Source organism: Macrococcus brunensis (assembly GCF_022343725.1).
In the GTDB taxonomy this organism is placed as follows: domain Bacteria; phylum Bacillota; class Bacilli; order Staphylococcales; family Staphylococcaceae; genus Macrococcus; species Macrococcus brunensis.
In genome coordinates this window covers 960,712-976,894 of record NZ_CP092179.1, presented here as the reverse complement: position 1 = coordinate 976,894, position 16,183 = coordinate 960,712, and the positions used below count along the sequence as shown (strand labels likewise).

Below are 16,183 nucleotides of genomic sequence, written 5' to 3'. Positions count from 1 at the left end.
ATAACGGGATTTTTCTTATACTGCCTCGTCAAACTGACTTTCATATAATCCTTTGTAAAAGCCGTCCTGCTCCAATAGTTCATCGTGTGTACCCTGCTCGATGATATCCCCGTCCTTCATGACAAGAATCAAGTCAGCATTCCGAATTGTAGATAGACGGTGTGCAATAACGAAGCTGGTCCGTCCTTCCATCAGTTTATCCATCGCTTTTTGAATCAGGACTTCTGTTCGTGTATCGACGTTACTGGTTGCCTCGTCGAGAATCAGAATCTTAGGATCTGATAGAATCGCACGGGCGATGGTCAGTAACTGTTTCTGACCTTGTGACACGTTGCTCGTCTCCTCATTTAAGACCATATCATAAGCATGCGGCCATGTTCTGATGAAGTGATCAACCTGCGCATCACGTGCTGCCTGCTCTACTTCTGCAACTGTAGCGTCCAGTTTACCGTAGCGGATATTTTCACGAATCGTCCCGTTGAATAACCATGTATCCTGGAGCACAATACCGAACAGTTTACGTAGTTCATCACGTTTAAAGTCCTGTATATTGATGCCATCTATTTTGATGGCACCGCTGTTCACATCATAAAAACGCATCAGAAGCTTGATGATAGTTGATTTCCCGGCACCTGTCGGACCGACAATGGCGACTTTCTGCCCAGGATTAACGTGTGTTGAAAAATGATTGATGATTGTTTTATCTGCATTATAACCGAAGTTCACGCCTTCAAAGTCCACTGAACCTTCAACATAAACATGTTCTCTACTCACGTCTTGACGATGATCTGCGACCGATAATGCATGGACATCATCTTTTACTTCTTCTGGCTCATCAATAATTGCGAATACTCGTTCTGTCGCAGCTGCTGTCAGCTGCAGCGTATTACTGATACTTGCAATCTGAGAGATCGGCTGATTGAACTGTCGGATATACTGGATAAATGCCTGAATGCCGCCGACAGTCATCGTGCCTTTTACTGCAAAGTAGCCGCCGAGTATACAGATGACGACATAAGTGATATTACCGATAAACATCGTAATCGGCATGATCAGACTGGACAGGAAGTTCGCTTTCCAGGCTGACTTGTAAAGTGTATCATTGTATGCCTCAAATGTTCTGCCGGATTCTGTCTCGCGGTTAAATGCTTTGATGACTGTATGATTGCTGAGCATTTCTTCAACGTGACCATTGACTAGCCCGAGTGATTCCTGCTGGTTCTTAAAATGAATCTGTGAATTCTTCATAATCATGACAACTGCAATCATTGACAGTGGCAGTGTCAATAGTGCGACGAGAGTCAGCTGCCAGCTGATGGTGAACATCATAATCGAGATACCGATCAGCATCGTGATGGAAGTAATAATCTGCGCTAAACTTTGATTTAACGTCTGACTGATGGTATCGATATCATTAGTGATACGACTTAAGACATCACCTTGTGACGTTTTATCATAATATTTGAGCGGCAGTTGATGGAGTTTTTTATTGATATCTTCTCTTAAAGAATAAGTTATTTTGGCGGTAACACCAGACATAACATATCCCTGCAGATAGTTGAAGAGTGCACTGACCAGATAAAATGCTGTGAGTAAGAGTAAGACACGCTCTATTTCACCAAAATCAATACTGCCGGTACCATTTGTCTGTGCGATAACCCCTTTAAAGAGGACATCAATCCCGTTACCAAGAATCTTCGGTCCAAAAATCATAAAGACAGTTGAAACCATCGCTAAAATAATGACCAGTAGAATCATCAGACGGTATGCGGCGATATACCTGAAGAGTCGCATGAGCGCTTGTTTCATATTATTGGGTTTATCCTGTTTCATGCTAACTCCTCCTCAGATAATTGTGATGATGCAATCTCGAAATATTCCTTGTTTGTTCGAAGTAATTCTTCATGTGTACCTCTGCCGACCACTTCGCCTTTATCTAGAACGATGATCTGTTCAGCACCCATGATAGAAGTTACACGCTGGCCGATGACGATAATCGTCTTCCCTATCTGCTGATTGAAAAGAGCCTGTCTCAGCTGTTTCTCTGTTCTCGCATCCAGTGCACTGAAACTGTCATCAAATACCAGAACTTCAGCATCGCGCAATACTGCACGGGCAATAGCCAGACGCTGTTTCTGACCACCGGATAAGTTACTGCCGTTCTGCGAGATTTCTGTATCAAGTCCGTCCATCTGTGAGATAAATTCAGTCGCCTGAGCAATATCAAAGGCAAGAAGCATCTCTTCATCAGTTGCGTCTTCCTTACCGACCCGCAGATTAGAACGGATAGTCCCTTTTAGGAGTGCTGCTTTTTGCGGCACAAGTGCAACGCGGTCCCGCAGGCTCTCTAGTTTAACATCTCTAATATTTACGCCGTCTAACAGCACTTCCCCGTTCGTTGTGTCATAGAATCTGAGCAGCAGATTAATCAGAGTCGATTTCCCTGCGCCTGTTGAACCGATGATCGCAGTCATCTCTCCTGGTCTTGCCACTAGATCGATATTTTTAAGCGCATATTCCTTCGCGCCGTCATGTTTAAAGCTGACGTTTTTGAATTCAACAAGACCACTCTGATTTGTAAATTCTTTCGTATTCTGGTGGTCATCTATTGATAAATCTGTTTCCAGTATTTCCTTGATCCGACCAGCTGATACAGCAGCACGCGGAATCAGGATAAACGTGAACGATAGCATCAGGAAAGCCATGATGATCTGTGTCGTATACTGGATGAACGCCATCATATCACCCACCTGCATGGAAGCATCAGCAATACGGTGCGCCCCTACCCAGACAATAACAAGCGACACACCATTCATAATCAGTGTCATAACAGGCGACATGAGTGACATCACCCGCCCGATAAATAAATTAGTATCTGTCAGATCTCTGTTAGCGACGTTAAAACGTTTTTTCTCGTACTCCGCTGTACCAAATGCACGGACAACCATTAAGCCACTTAAAAATTCACGTGACACGAGGTTGACCTTATCCACCAGTTTCTGAATGATTTTAAACTTTGGAATGGCGAGCACCATAATAATGCCGATAAAGATCAGTAAAATGACCACAGCAATCACGATAATCCAGCTCATAGAGTTTGATTTATTGATCGCCATAATGACCCCGCCTGCCCCCATAATCGGTGCATAACAGATCATACGGATTCCTATCATAAAGAACTGCTGAATCTGCGTCATGTCATTTGTAGAGCGGGTAATTAATGACGCGGTTGAGAAATTGTCTATCTCCTTAAATGAAAAACTTTCAATTTTCTTAAAGACATCACGACGCAAGTTACGTGTTAAGCCGGCTGCTATACGAGATGACAGTAAGCTCACCATAATCGTCGCGATACCACCGATCAGCGCAATGCCTAACATGAAAAGACCCATCTTAATGATATAGGATGTCTGAATTTTTGTGATATCAAGTCCCAGTTCATTATAAAATGATTGAGTCAGACTAACGCCGAGCTGTTTCGTCATGATATCATTATCTGCTTTCTGGTTGCGATATGCTTCTTTTTTCGTTTCAGGCAGCTGATCGAGAACTGGCTGAATCTTGTAGAGCTGAGTCACATCCAGTTTTTTCTCAGTCGGTTGAGCTGTTTTGTTCTGTGACTTAGAAGCATCACTGAGCGCATTGAACAGTCCAAGACTTGATTTATGGAACGTACTATTTAAATCTTTCAGCTCACTACTCGATACATCCTGTCTTACATAAAACTGTCCTTCTGCTTTTTTATATGTATCTTTGTACTGTTCAGCGTCGACTAATTGATAAGAAGCTTTGACCTTATCTTTCTGATTATCGGTCATAAAGGTCTGCATCAGCTTCATTCCATTCTGACTGATGGCTTCTGGTGCCTCATCCGTCACACCATTCTGCTGTATACCGTTATCAACAATATCTGACATATAGTTCGGCAGACTCAGATCACTAAATGCCTGTACAAATAGAAAAACAATCGCCAGTAGAAGTGGAATGATGAAGGCTTTTAAATATCTGAAAATATATAACATTTTTTCACTCCTTTACATTTCTTTTTCATTACTTGGTAAATCATATAGCGTACGACTGGTTGAGTCAATGAACAAAACTCGTAGAAATGTTGGATAACAAAAAAAGCCCTATTAACAGACTCATGTCAAACATGAGAAGTTAATAGCACTTGAAGAACTCAGGCACTCTTAATATCAAATAAAATTGCTAAAATCTCAGAACTGCCTGGCAGAAATAACAACAAAGATCCTGTAATAGTTAGTACACCAGCAACAACTAAAATTACTTTTTGGTTTAAAGACTGGCTTCTCAGACCTAAAACTAAACTAGTAACGCCTATTAGTAATATTATCAGATAATAAAATCCCATCACTATGCACCTCTTTTCTAATTCATTCTAATGAGCATTTTTATCAAAGTCAATAATTTACAATATATCTAAAAATAAGAATTTACAGTAGACAATAAAAAAAGCACCCTGAATACTCAGGATGCTTCACGCTTTTATTAGCGAATTTCTTTAATACGAGCAGCTTTACCACGTAAGCTACGTAAGTAGTAAAGTTTCGCACGACGTACTTTACCACGACGTAATACTTCGATTTTCTCGATTTTTGGAGTGTGTACTGGGAAAGTACGTTCTACACCCACACCGTAAGAAATCTTACGAACCGTGAAAGTCTCAGAGATACCGCCACCACGACGTTTGATTACAACACCTTCAAAGACCTGGATACGTTCGCGAGTTCCCTCAACGATACGTACGTGTACTTTTAAAGTATCACCAGGGCGGAATGCCGGGATGTCAGTACGGAGTTGTTCTTTAGTAATTGCATCGATTAATTTGTTGTTCATTTTTCCTTCTCCTTCTTCCTATGTTCTTAAAATAATAATTTCAGCGGACCATAGTGATTATGTGTTTTCACACTCATAGAATATTATCACAATTGAACGCTTCTGACAAGAAAAAATCTTGACAGTTTATAAATTAATTTTATTCCTGGTAGCCGAGCGTCTGTAAATACTGAATATCCGCTTGTGTCAGTGGATAACTTTCTAAAAGATCCGGTCGTCTTTCAAATGTCCGTTTCAGACTTTCCTGATGCCGCCATTCTTCTATCAGCTTGTGGTTACCACTGAGCAGCACATCAGGTACCTGCATTCCCTTAAAGTCTGCAGGGCGAGTGTACTGCGGATGCTCCAGTAGACCGGAAGAAAATGAATCATCTTCGTGAGAGACTTCGTTTCCAAGCACATCAGGAATCAGACGTACAATCGCATCTGTCATCGTCATCGCAGCAAGCTCACCACCAGTCAGGACAAAATCCCCGAGCGAAATCTCGTCGGTCACCAGCTCCGTCCGAATCCGTTCATCATATCCCTCGTAGTGACCGCAGATAAATATCAGATGCTCTGCATGAGCCAGTTCTTCTGCTTTCGCCTGATCAAAACGTGCACCTTGCGGACACATTAATATAATACGCGTTTGATCGGACACTTCAAGCGACTCGATCGCACTGAAGACAGGTTCCGGTTTCAGCACCATACCCTGCCCGCCACCGTACGGGTAGTCATCCACCTGATTATGCTTATTATTCGAAAACTCACGGAAATTCACCGGATTAAGAGAGACAATCCCCTTATCCTGAGAACGCTTCATAATGGAATGATTGAGGGTCTCAAACATCTCAGGGAAGAGTGTCAGATAGTCAATTCTCACGATAACAGTCCATCCATTGCTTCTATTATAATTGTTTTATTCGCGACATCTACTTTTTTCACGACATCCTCGATATAGGGAATCAGATATTCCTTGTTACCTTTCACGACCCAGACATCATTCGCACCTGTTTCAAAGATATCTATCACTCGGCCGATCGGTTCATCTGCATTAAAGACTGTACAGCCGATAATATCATGGTAGTAGAACTCATTTTCTGCGAGTGGAATCTCTATCTCATCGATGTCCTGAAATATATCGGCACCTTTAAACTTCTCGACAAAATTAATGTTCTCCAGCCCTTCAAACTGCAGTAAATGGAAGTTCTTATGCGTACGGTAACTTTTAATCTTAACAGTTGTTTCCTCATTATTCTGCTTAATGATGATTTCATTGCCCGGTTTGAAACGCTCCTGTGTAAAGTCTGAAGCAGACAGCACACGCACCTCACCTTTAATACCATGCATATTCACAATCTTACCTACATTGACTGACATTAGATCGCCTCCTAATAAAAAAAGGGCACCAACAGGCACCCCTTAATCAATTTCTACAAACACTTTTTTACCTGACTCGTGCTGGCCCGCCATCGTCAGCGTACGAATCGCCTTAATCAGACGACCTTGCTTACCGATGACTTTGCCAGTATCTTCTTTGTTGACGCTTATATGATAAGTGACACTTGAATGATGTTCTTCTTTAGATATATGAATATCTTCCGGAAAATCAACGAGTGGCTCAATAATCGTTTGTAATAATTGTTCCATCGCGATTACTTCGCGATTTTTTGGTTATGGAATTTCTCCATGATACCTTGTGTAGACAAGATATTACGTACTGTATCAGTTGGTTTCGCACCATCAGCTAACCATTTTAAAGCTAACTCTTCGTCAACTTTGATTTCTGCTGCTGGTTTAGCAACTGGATTGTAAGTTCCGATTGCTTCGATGATACGACCGTCACGTGGCGCACGAGCGTCAGCTACAACGATACGGTAGAAAGGGTTTCTTTTAGAACCCATACGTGTTAAACGAATTTTAACTGCCATAATTTAATTCTCTCCTTTAGTTCTTTTCTCAAGTACTTACTATAACAGATAACAAAATCACTGTAAAGTATTTTTTCTTTACAGTTTGAATTTTTTTTGAGGCTTGAATGGTGTCTGGCGTTATGAGCGATAAACACCAAATATCGCTCGTAATTTCATGCAAATAATCAATTCCTTCAAGTTACCAGTGTTAAACAGCAAATATCAACGGTAACTCTGTGTATTCAAGCAATTCCACCATACTACCAGCGATAAACAGCAAATATCAACGGTAACTCTGTGCATTCAAGCAATTCCACCATACTACCAGCGATAAAAAGCAAATATCAACGGTAACTCTGTGTATTCAAGCGATTCCACCACATTACCAGCGATAAAAAGCAAATATCAACGGTAACTCTGTGTATTCAAGCGATTCCACCACGTTACCAGCAATAAACGCCAGATACCGCTCATAACAAAAAATCTATCCAGTACTCGCCTGGATAGATTCGTCTTAATATTCTAATTGTCGTTCTACTTCATCAGCTACTTGCGGAACATGTGTGCCGATAATAACTTGAGCTTGTGTGCGCCCACTTTTAGCGACCCCTACTGCACCTGCCTGTTTAATTTTATCATCATCGATCATTGAATTATCCTTTACTTCCAATCGAAGACGAGTGGCACAGTTCGTCAGAGTGACGATATTGTCCTCTCCCCCTAATCCATCGATGATATGATGTGCCATTGCTGAATATTTACCTTCTCCAGCAGCAACTTCTTCACTCATACTTTCAGTAACATTATCTTCACGCCCTAACGTCTTTAAATCAAAGAACTGAATAGCTGCTCTGAAAATGACATAATAAAGAACAAAGAATACGACGCCTTGTATCATCAGCATCATTGGCTGATGCGCCATTGGATTCAGTAATGAAAGTATGAAGTCAATCAAGCCAGCACTGAAAGAAAATCCTGCTGTCCACTGGAATGAAGCAGCGATGAACATCGAAAGACCAGTCAGTACTGCATGAATGACAAATAGAACGGGTGCGACAAACATAAATGCAAATTCAATGGGCTCTGTAATACCCACAAAGAACGCAGAGACTGAACCTGCGAGTAGTAGTCCCGCAACACGTTTTTTCTGATCTGTCTTCGCTGTATGATACATCGCGAGTGCAGCAGCCGGCATACCGAACATCATAACCGGGAAGAAACCAGCCATATAGCGCCCGGTAATACCTTCAGTTCCGTGCCCTTTCTGGAAGTTGATGATGTCATTGACATTTGCGACATCAAACCAGAATACAGAGTTCAAGGCATGGTGAAGACCTACAGGTATCAGCAGTCGGTTAAAAAATCCGTAAAGCCCCGCACCCACTGGGCCAAGTCCTAAAATCATCTTACCAAAATTAACAAGACCACTGAAGACAATAGGCCAGATAAACAGCAGTATAAATGCGAGTAGCATACTAGCGAACGCAGTCATAATCGGTACAAGACGCTTACCACTGAAAAACGATAGCGCCATAGGAAGTTCTGTTTCAGAAAATCGATTGTACATATATGCTGCAATCAATCCGACTAAAATACCAACAAAGACATTTGAATTATCAAGTTTTTCGAAACCCGGATTCACTTTAGCGACATCAATTCCTAGATAAAGTGCTACATTTACAGGTTTGAGAATAGTTGATACCATGAAAAATCCAACAACAGCAGCAAGCGCCACCGCTCCGTCATTCTTTTTCGCCATGCCAAGCGCTGTTCCTACAGCAAACAGGACGCCCATTAGACCTAATATACTAACACCTGCATTCAGAATAAATGAAGACACTGCATTCGGCTTTTCCTGAATAGCAATCATTGTATTGGCAATACCAATAATAATTGCCGCTGCCGGTAGTATTGCAACTGGGAGCATTAATGAACGTCCCAGTTTTTGTAAGAAACCTAACATATTTTGATTCTCCTTTATAGTTTGTTAAACTTTTCACCTAATTACTTTAACCGTTTTCATAGACTAAAGCAAGCGTCTATTTATGCTATAATGTAACCATTCTAATAAGGAAGTGATCCCATGAGTTATGTGCTGATGAATGGCACGATTCATACAGAAAACGGTACGGTAGAGGGCCATATTATAATAGAAGAAAGTCATATTAAATCTGTTCAGGAAGGCCCCTATTCAGGTCCTCTTGAGACAATCGATCTAGAAGACAAACATGTCCTCCCAGGCTTCATTGATATTCATATACACGGGGGGTACGGCGAAGATTTCATGGATGCCAATGCACTTGGTCTTCATCACTTATCCAAGTCTCTGCTCTCTGAAGGTACAACCAGTTACCTGGCAACGACAATGACACAGTCACGTGATGCTATTATGACAGCGCTTGAAACACTTCAATCGTACCACTCTAAACAGCTGCCTGAAGATGCCGAGATGCTGGGCATCCATCTAGAAGGTCCGTTTATCTCTCCTAGTAAAGTAGGCGCCCAGAATCCGGCTTATGTTCAAAAACCGACTATCCAAGCCATTAATGACCTGCAGGACAAAGCAAATGGTCTGATCAAAGTGATGACTTTTGCACCAGAAGTCATTGGCGCAGAGGAAGTCCTGCAGCATTTCAAAGATGATATCATTTTTTCTATCGGGCATACAACAGCTGATTTTGATCAGCTGAACCAGGCAGCAGACCTCGGTGCGAAGCATATCACCCATCTTTATAATGCTGCGACTCCTTTTCAGCACCGTGCCCCAGGTGCATTCGGTGCCGCCTGGCTGAACGACCAGTTATCTGCTGAAGTGATTGTCGACGGCGTGCATTCTCATCCCGCTTCTGTGGCGATTGCCTATCGTATGAAAGGACGTGAGCGTTTTTACCTCATCACAGATGCTATGCGGGCAAAAGGAATGTCTGAGGGCACCTATGATCTTGGCGGACAGGATGTTATCGTCAAAAATCAGACAGCGCGTCTTAGTGATGGCACACTAGCTGGCAGTATACTCAAGATGAATGATGGACTTCGGCTTTTGAAAGAGTACACAGGACGTCCTTTAGCAGAACTCTGGCCTGTTACGAGTTTTAACCAGGCTAAGGCACTAGGCATAGCAGACCAAAAAGGCAGTATCGCCCCTGGAAGTGATGCAGACCTCGTCATTCTGGATGACGACTGTCATGTCCAGATGACCATTAAAAATGGCTATAGACACTAAAAAGACATACAGAGCAGCTGCTCTGTATGTCTTTTTAGTTGAGTCGTTTTCCTTTTTTACCTTTTTCTTTCGTATACATCTCGACACCAGAATTAAAGGCGGCACGCGTAATGAGGTGACCGGCCACTGGACTGGTGATATAAAGAAAGACGATACCTAATATTATCCGTACGCTGAAATAATGATCATTGACCCAGAAGTAGATGAACACGCCTGAAAGAGTAAGCAGGACACCTAATGTCGAACTTTTTGTTGCAGCATGGCTCCGCGTATAAACATCCTTGAACTTCACAATTCCGATTGTACTGATCAACGTCATGATGCTGCCGAGCAGAATAACGAAGGCCGCAATAAGGTTACTTATGTCGTTTACGTTCAAAGATAACGCCCCTTTCTATAAACCGTGAAGTCGCTATCGTGCTGATGAAAGCCAGGACGCCGATAATAAGAACCGCTTCTAGATAGACTTGTGTTTCATACAGTACACCAATGATGGCAACAGAAGACATCGTGATGACACCAATCGTATCAAACGCTACGACTCTATCTGGCAGCGAAGGTCCCTTCAGAAGCCGAAATAATGCCAGACACATCGCAGCACCATAAAAAATTAATGCCACTTTTATGATGATCACACTCATGAATAAATGACCTCCTTTATCAATGCTTCATAGTTTTTAATAGAACTCAGTAATTTTTTATTTTCCTTTTCCGTTTGATTTAAGGCATGGATAAACAGTGTGCTGTTATCATCAGAAATTCTCAGCACAACAGAACCCGGAGTCAGAATAATCAGCATCGTCAGAACTGTGATCTGCCAGTCAGTCGTGAGTTTTGTCTGATATTGTACCACCCCAGGATTTACCTCAGACGACTTAAAGAGAATATAACGACTTGTTGACAGACTGGAAGTCAGCAGCTCATAGTTGAAGACCATGAACAGCTTGAAAAGAGCCCAAAACTTGTAGAGATAGAACTTACCTCCGAAGAACTGATGAATCAGCCAGACAATAATAAGTCCAATAAGATAGCCTTTAAAGAAAGTTGAGAAATAAAAGCGATCCTGGTCTCCAAATAACGTCCATAATATAGCTATCAGAATATTAAGCAGAAACTGTGCCACTATTTCTCATCTCCTTTAATTAGAAACTGGTTATACTGATCTACATCGAAGTGACTCAGCATATCGATAATCGGCTGAGCAAACAAGGTAATGCAAAATGACAAGATGAGAATAACGACCATGACGCCATACTGATGTTTAGGAATGTCATGTGTCCTCATTTTATCGACTTCCCCGAAGAAGATTTTAAGGAACATTCTAATCAGAGTATAGAGTGCAATAAGACTCGCTATAATCATCACGATTGTGCCGATGTATGATCTATCGTGCAGTCCGCCTTCGATTATCAGCAACTTGCCTGCAAATCCACCAAACGGCGGAACGCCTCCTATCGTCAGCGTCACTAACAGAAAAATAGTACCAAGCAGCGGATACTGTTTGATAGCACCATGATGAGCGTGGACCGTACTGATGTGAAGGTCACGTATAATAATACCTGCAACCAGGAACAACAATCCCTTGATCAACATATCATTCATCAGATAAAGCAGCGCACCCTGTAGTCCCGCGTCTGTATGAGTCGAAAGACCAAATAAGATAATGCCGATTGACAATATGATCTGATAACAGATCATATATTTAATGCTTCTATAGGCAAGTACACCTATTGAACCGATGATCATCGTGAAGATACTGCCGACTAATAATACTTCGTGGGTGACAGCAGCATGAACAGAAAAAATAACGGTGAAGAATCTGATCATCGCATAGACACCAACTTTCGTCAGCAACGCACTGAATATAGCAGAATTCTCAGTCGACAGAACCGCATAAGATTTCGGCAGCCACATAAACAGAATAAGCGCTGACTTTAAGGCGAAAACAAGCAGGTAAAGCAATGCAATCAAAATCGCATGATCAGACATGCCATGATCCTGCACTCGGATGGATAGATGTGCATAGTTTAATGTGCCATACAATCGATAGGTCATCGCTATAGCAGCGAGGAAAATCCATGAACCAATAATATTGATGACGATATATGGAATACTCGCCTTAAACTGCGCAGCCCGATTACCAATCGCCATAAGGACAAACGATGCAAGCAGCATCACTTCAAACTGCACGAACAAATTGAAGATATCAGCGGTAAGAAATGACCCATTGACGCCCACGAGCAGGAAAAGAATAAACGGCAGTTTATCATTTTCATATTCCGGCCGATGTAAGCCGTACATCAGAATAAGCGAAGTCAGAATAAGACTGATGCCTGAGAGTGACAGACTGATAAAATCACCCGCAAACTGAATACCATAAGGCGACTGCCAGCCACCAAAATTGATGACCATCATTTCGTTAACAGCATGAAAAGACAGCGTCAACGCTATAACACCTGCTACAGCACTTGCTATTATGGTGATTTCACGTCGATAAGGCTTATAGAGCACAGTCACTAAACCGGCTAAAAGTGGAATTAAAAGAGGCAGTAATATCAAGTTATTCATCATGACCTCCTAACGCATCAATATGGTTATGATTGGTATGCCGATAAGTCCGGTATACGATGACTAGCAGAAATGCGGTAATCGCAAAACTGATGACAATGGCAGTCAGAATAAGAGCCTGCGGAACTGCATCTACATACTCTTCACCATTTCCTATGATCGGTACATTTTTACCTGCCTGGCTCATCGAAAGCAGGAAGATATTTGAGGCATGACTTAGAATGCTCGTACCCAGAACAATCCGAATCAGGTTCTTTGACAGCACGAGATAAACACCTGTAAAGGTAAGAATACCTGTCATGAGTATCATCACTAAATTCATTTTTGATCACCACTAATCGTTAATAATATTGTCATCACGACGCCGAGTACTGTCAGTAATATCCCAAATTCGAAGACAGTTACCGTCGTAAAGTGAATTTCACCGACTCCAGGAAGCTGATAATATTCATCATATTGTGTCAGCCATTCATCACCAAGAAAAAGCGGCAGAAACAAAGTTGATAAGGATATCACACTTCCCCCCACTATAAGATATCTGAAGTCAAAAGGTAATGACTGACGTATTTTCTCAGCATCAAAAGCGAGAAACATCAGAATGAAGGCAGAAGTAAAGACAAGACCTCCGATAAATCCCCCACCTGGTCCGTTATGTCCACTGAAGAAGATATAAAATCCGAACGTCAAAATGATGACAATAACGACTTTAGAAATCGTCACCAGCAGTACATCATTTTCTCTCATGCTTGACCTCTCCTCTCTTTCTAACTAATGCATAAATCCCTAGACCCGTAATTAAAAGAACAATTCCCTCTAGTAACGTATCAAACGCGCGGAAGTCTCCAAGAATGGCGTTGACTATATTTTTACCGCCCGCTAATTCATAAGCCTGTTCATAAAACTCTGAAATAGATTCAAAGCTTTCAGCAGACTGAGAAATGACCATCATCGTCATCATGAGAATCGCCATACTGAATGCAATGGTTAAGCTGACAGTTCGATTGAGCCGACTCTTATTTTCTTTTTCGAGATTAGGCAGATGGTAGAAACAGCTCAAAAAGAGGACAGTTGTAATGGTCTCTATCACAAACTGTGTCAGTGCAAGGTCAGGCGCGTACATGAGCACATAGATCAGAGACGTCCCGTAACCGACGACACCCGTCAAGATGGTCGCTGTCATTCTGGACTTCACCTGCAGCAGCGCTAAACAAGCGACACTGATAACCAGTAATAAAATAACCGGATAGATGCCTGCTTCGGTCAGTTCAAAAGCCGGATAAACATCGAACAGTACTTTTAAGGTGACCGGCAATATCAATACCAGTACAACCCCGAATAAAAACATCAGATAATGGTTGAGACGATCAGTCATAATCCGGCGAATCATTTGATGGCTGACAACATCCAGGCCATGCAACGTCTTTCTATATACTTTGTTTAGAGGCATCTCTTTATATTTAGGAAACAGTTTACGGTAGACACCAGTAAGAACAATGACCAAGCCGCTTATAATAATCACGATCGTCAGCATCAAAGGTAAATTAAATCCATGCCATGCATGAATCGGCTTCACATAAGTGCCCGGATTAAAGTCGAGTATGACAGATAATGCAGGTTCAATCATATACACAAGTAGTACATTTGGTATAAAGAACAACAAAATAACCAGAACAGCTAAAATCGTCGGCGATATCAGAATGCCTTTAGACTCACCCTTTTCAATTTCAATTGTCTGCTGGCCGAAGAATGTACGTGCAATCGCAATCAAACTGTAAACAAAAGTACCGACACTTGCGATGACCCCAGCTGCAATCAGCCAGAATACACCATTTATATTCAGTTCTCTGAGATCTACTAAAGCAGTCAGGAACATCTCTTTCGTTAAAAAGCCGTTCAGAAACGGTATCCCTGCCATAGAAAGTGCTGCAATCGTCATCACGATAAAAGTGACAGGCAGAGCTTTTCTTAAGCCGCCTAATTGATTCATGTCACGCGTATGCGCCGCATGATCGACTATACCTGCCCCCATAAAGAGCGCCGCTTTAAATATACCGTGCGTGATAATATGAAGCAGTGCTGCAATAAGTGCCATGACAATAAAAGGCTGATAATTTGGGTTCATACCGTCAAATGCAGCGAGTCCGATCAAAGTCACAATCATGCCCAGCTGACTGATAGTTGAATAAGCAAGCAGCCCTTTTAAGTCTGATTGACGGACCGCAAAAAGACTGCCGACAAGCATGGTGATCAAACCGTCAATCACCAGTATCCACTGAAAAATCGGATCCCCGCTGAAAACCGGCATCATTCTAAGCAATAGATAAATACCTGCTTTAACCATTGTCGCTGAGTGGAGAAATGCACTGACAGGTGTCGGCGCTTCCATAGCATCCGGCAGCCAGATATGGAACGGGAACTGTGCAGATTTAGTTAATGCACCCAGTAATATAGAGGCAAGCGCAAAATAATAAAGCACATTTTTATCGGTGCCTTTCATTAATTCGGCTATAGCGACAATGTCATTTGTCCCCGTTATAACATAAAGTGCGATAAAACCAAGCAGCATCATCATGCCGCCAAAGACAGTGATAAGAAATGACTTAAGCGCGCCTTGAAGGGCAGCTGACTTTTTATTCCAGTAACTGATCAACAGGAAAGAGGATATACTAGTCAGCTCCCAGAACAAGTAAAGAACGATTGTATTTGAGGACAAAACAACACCGTACATCGCAATCATGAAGAGCAGTAAATAGCTATAAAACTTAGGCAGGTTCTCACGTGATGAGAGATAGAAAATAGAATAAATGACAACAAGCACGCCTATAAATGAAATAAGCGCAAAAAAGATGAGGCTTAAAGCGTCAAGTCTGAAGGAAAAATTAATATCAAAAGCGGGAATCCACGGAATCGTCTGACTGAAGGTCTGTTTAGTGACGAGCGCATAAAGACTGATAACTGCGCCCACCAGCGGATAAAAAAGAACCGTAACACCTAAAGGAATTCGACGAGTCAACGAATAATGGAATAAAGTAAGAGCCATCATGACGAGTCCAAATAACAGAAATAAGATGAGCATAATTCACTTCCTTATAAATTTAATTGTATTGAACAGACTGTTTCAGGTGGGACATCAATAAAACTGAGAGTCATTTTTTTAGACTGATGACCTAGCAGATGCTGTAAGTATGTAAGTTCCATTCCCTGCTGATAAGCATGATAAGCAAATGTTTTTTTCAACGACTGCGCACCAATATGGCAGTCTAAGTTTAATGCTTCTGCTGTTTCAGCTAATACGCGGTGCAGATGCTGACGCGTATAAGGTTTTCCTGTCCGTTTTGAGCAGAAAAGACAATCTTCCGGCGCGAGCTGATGGTCAGCGATATAATCATTCAGCTCATGTACAAGCGCCTCCGACAGCAAAATCTTAAACCCATTCATCTCAAGAAAAACTGGCGACTGAACGGATGAAACAGTCAATTGAACGAGCTCCTCTGTTTTAAGAGGTGCGTTGATTCCTATCTTAAATATAAAATAATAGGTTAAACTTCTTTCTTTTAAATGGGTTTCAATCTGTTTAATCACTTCTATGTCTTTTATCGGATCAACTTTATGCATACTAACCTCCTTGAAGTTACACATT

Annotated in this window: 18 protein-coding genes; 1 reads left to right on the top strand and 17 read right to left on the bottom strand. The window is 41.7% G+C overall.

Annotated features, from left to right (window positions below):
- Positions 1-15: 15 nt before the first annotated feature.
- The 9 genes from MGG13_RS05055 to nagE all read right to left on the bottom strand — a co-directional run bounded on the left by MGG13_RS05055 (position 16) and on the right by nagE (position 8,715).
- Positions 16-1,833, bottom strand: a complete 1,818-nt coding sequence (locus MGG13_RS05055) for an ABC transporter ATP-binding protein (RefSeq protein WP_239035592.1) — start codon at positions 1,831-1,833, stop codon at positions 16-18.
- Positions 1,830-4,022: an ABC transporter ATP-binding protein gene (locus tag MGG13_RS05050; protein ID WP_239035591.1), complete on the bottom strand. Its 2,193-nt coding sequence runs from the start codon at positions 4,020-4,022 to the stop codon at positions 1,830-1,832. Before MGG13_RS05050 ends, MGG13_RS05055 begins: the two co-directional genes overlap by 4 nt.
- Positions 4,023-4,180: 158 nt before the next feature.
- Complete coding sequence (locus MGG13_RS05045; protein ID WP_239035590.1) at positions 4,181-4,375, bottom strand: hypothetical protein; 195 nt, start codon at positions 4,373-4,375, stop codon at positions 4,181-4,183.
- Positions 4,376-4,509: 134 nt separating this feature from the next.
- A complete protein-coding gene (gene rplS, locus MGG13_RS05040; protein ID WP_224184546.1) occupies positions 4,510-4,857 on the bottom strand; it encodes a 50S ribosomal protein L19 in 348 nt (115 codons plus the stop codon).
- 139 nt (positions 4,858-4,996) lie between these two features.
- On the bottom strand, positions 4,997-5,722 hold the full coding sequence (trmD, locus tag MGG13_RS05035) for a tRNA (guanosine(37)-N1)-methyltransferase TrmD (RefSeq protein ID WP_133432039.1): 726 nt from the start codon (positions 5,720-5,722) through the stop codon (positions 4,997-4,999).
- Complete coding sequence (gene rimM / locus MGG13_RS05030) at positions 5,719-6,219, bottom strand: ribosome maturation factor RimM (protein ID WP_133432038.1); 501 nt, start codon at positions 6,217-6,219, stop codon at positions 5,719-5,721. The genes trmD and rimM overlap by 4 nt, the downstream gene beginning before the upstream one ends.
- A 42-nt stretch (positions 6,220-6,261) precedes the next feature.
- Complete coding sequence (locus tag MGG13_RS05025; RefSeq protein ID WP_133432037.1) at positions 6,262-6,489, bottom strand: KH domain-containing protein; 228 nt, start codon at positions 6,487-6,489, stop codon at positions 6,262-6,264.
- Between the two features lie 5 nt (positions 6,490-6,494).
- Positions 6,495-6,770: a 30S ribosomal protein S16 gene (rpsP, locus tag MGG13_RS05020; protein ID WP_133429287.1), complete on the bottom strand. Its 276-nt coding sequence runs from the start codon at positions 6,768-6,770 to the stop codon at positions 6,495-6,497.
- A 496-nt stretch (positions 6,771-7,266) separates the two neighbouring features.
- Positions 7,267-8,715 (bottom strand): N-acetylglucosamine-specific PTS transporter subunit IIBC, encoded by a 1,449-nt coding sequence (gene nagE, locus MGG13_RS05015; protein WP_239035589.1) that lies wholly within the window; start codon positions 8,713-8,715, stop codon positions 7,267-7,269.
- Positions 8,716-8,835: 120 nt separating this feature from the next.
- Here nagE and nagA point away from each other — a divergent pair, with 120 nt between their 5' ends.
- Positions 8,836-9,975, top strand: a complete 1,140-nt coding sequence (gene nagA, locus MGG13_RS05010; RefSeq protein WP_239035588.1) for an N-acetylglucosamine-6-phosphate deacetylase — start codon at positions 8,836-8,838, stop codon at positions 9,973-9,975.
- Between the two features lie 34 nt (positions 9,976-10,009).
- Here the strand turns inward: nagA and MGG13_RS05005 are convergent, their stop codons facing one another.
- The 8 genes from MGG13_RS05005 to MGG13_RS04970 are packed head-to-tail and all read right to left on the bottom strand — an operon-like array spanning position 10,010 to position 16,158.
- Complete coding sequence (locus MGG13_RS05005; RefSeq protein ID WP_133432034.1) at positions 10,010-10,354, bottom strand: Na+/H+ antiporter subunit G; 345 nt, start codon at positions 10,352-10,354, stop codon at positions 10,010-10,012.
- Positions 10,332-10,616, bottom strand: a complete 285-nt coding sequence (locus MGG13_RS05000; protein ID WP_239035587.1) for a Na(+)/H(+) antiporter subunit F1 — start codon at positions 10,614-10,616, stop codon at positions 10,332-10,334. The genes MGG13_RS05005 and MGG13_RS05000 overlap by 23 nt, the downstream gene beginning before the upstream one ends.
- Positions 10,613-11,098 (bottom strand): Na+/H+ antiporter subunit E, encoded by a 486-nt coding sequence (locus MGG13_RS04995; protein ID WP_239035586.1) that lies wholly within the window; start codon positions 11,096-11,098, stop codon positions 10,613-10,615. Before MGG13_RS04995 ends, MGG13_RS05000 begins: the two co-directional genes overlap by 4 nt.
- Positions 11,098-12,543 carry a proton-conducting transporter transmembrane domain-containing protein gene (locus MGG13_RS04990; protein WP_239035585.1) on the bottom strand — a complete coding sequence of 482 codons (1,446 nt, stop codon included), beginning with the start codon at positions 12,541-12,543 and terminating at the stop codon, positions 11,098-11,100. Before MGG13_RS04990 ends, MGG13_RS04995 begins: the two co-directional genes overlap by 1 nt.
- The gene (locus MGG13_RS04985; RefSeq protein WP_133432030.1) at positions 12,536-12,865 is read right to left on the bottom strand and encodes a Na(+)/H(+) antiporter subunit C; all 330 of its coding nucleotides are present in this window, start codon (positions 12,863-12,865) and stop codon (positions 12,536-12,538) included. The genes MGG13_RS04990 and MGG13_RS04985 overlap by 8 nt, the downstream gene beginning before the upstream one ends.
- Complete coding sequence (locus MGG13_RS04980) at positions 12,862-13,287, bottom strand: MnhB domain-containing protein (RefSeq protein ID WP_133432029.1); 426 nt, start codon at positions 13,285-13,287, stop codon at positions 12,862-12,864. Before MGG13_RS04980 ends, MGG13_RS04985 begins: the two co-directional genes overlap by 4 nt.
- A complete protein-coding gene (mbhE, locus tag MGG13_RS04975; protein WP_239035584.1) occupies positions 13,274-15,619 on the bottom strand; it encodes a hydrogen gas-evolving membrane-bound hydrogenase subunit E in 2,346 nt (781 codons plus the stop codon). The genes MGG13_RS04980 and mbhE overlap by 14 nt, the downstream gene beginning before the upstream one ends.
- 11 nt (positions 15,620-15,630) lie before the next feature.
- Positions 15,631-16,158 carry a tyrosine-type recombinase/integrase gene (locus tag MGG13_RS04970; protein ID WP_239035583.1) on the bottom strand — a complete coding sequence of 176 codons (528 nt, stop codon included), beginning with the start codon at positions 16,156-16,158 and terminating at the stop codon, positions 15,631-15,633.
- Between the last annotated feature and the right edge of the window lie 25 nt (positions 16,159-16,183).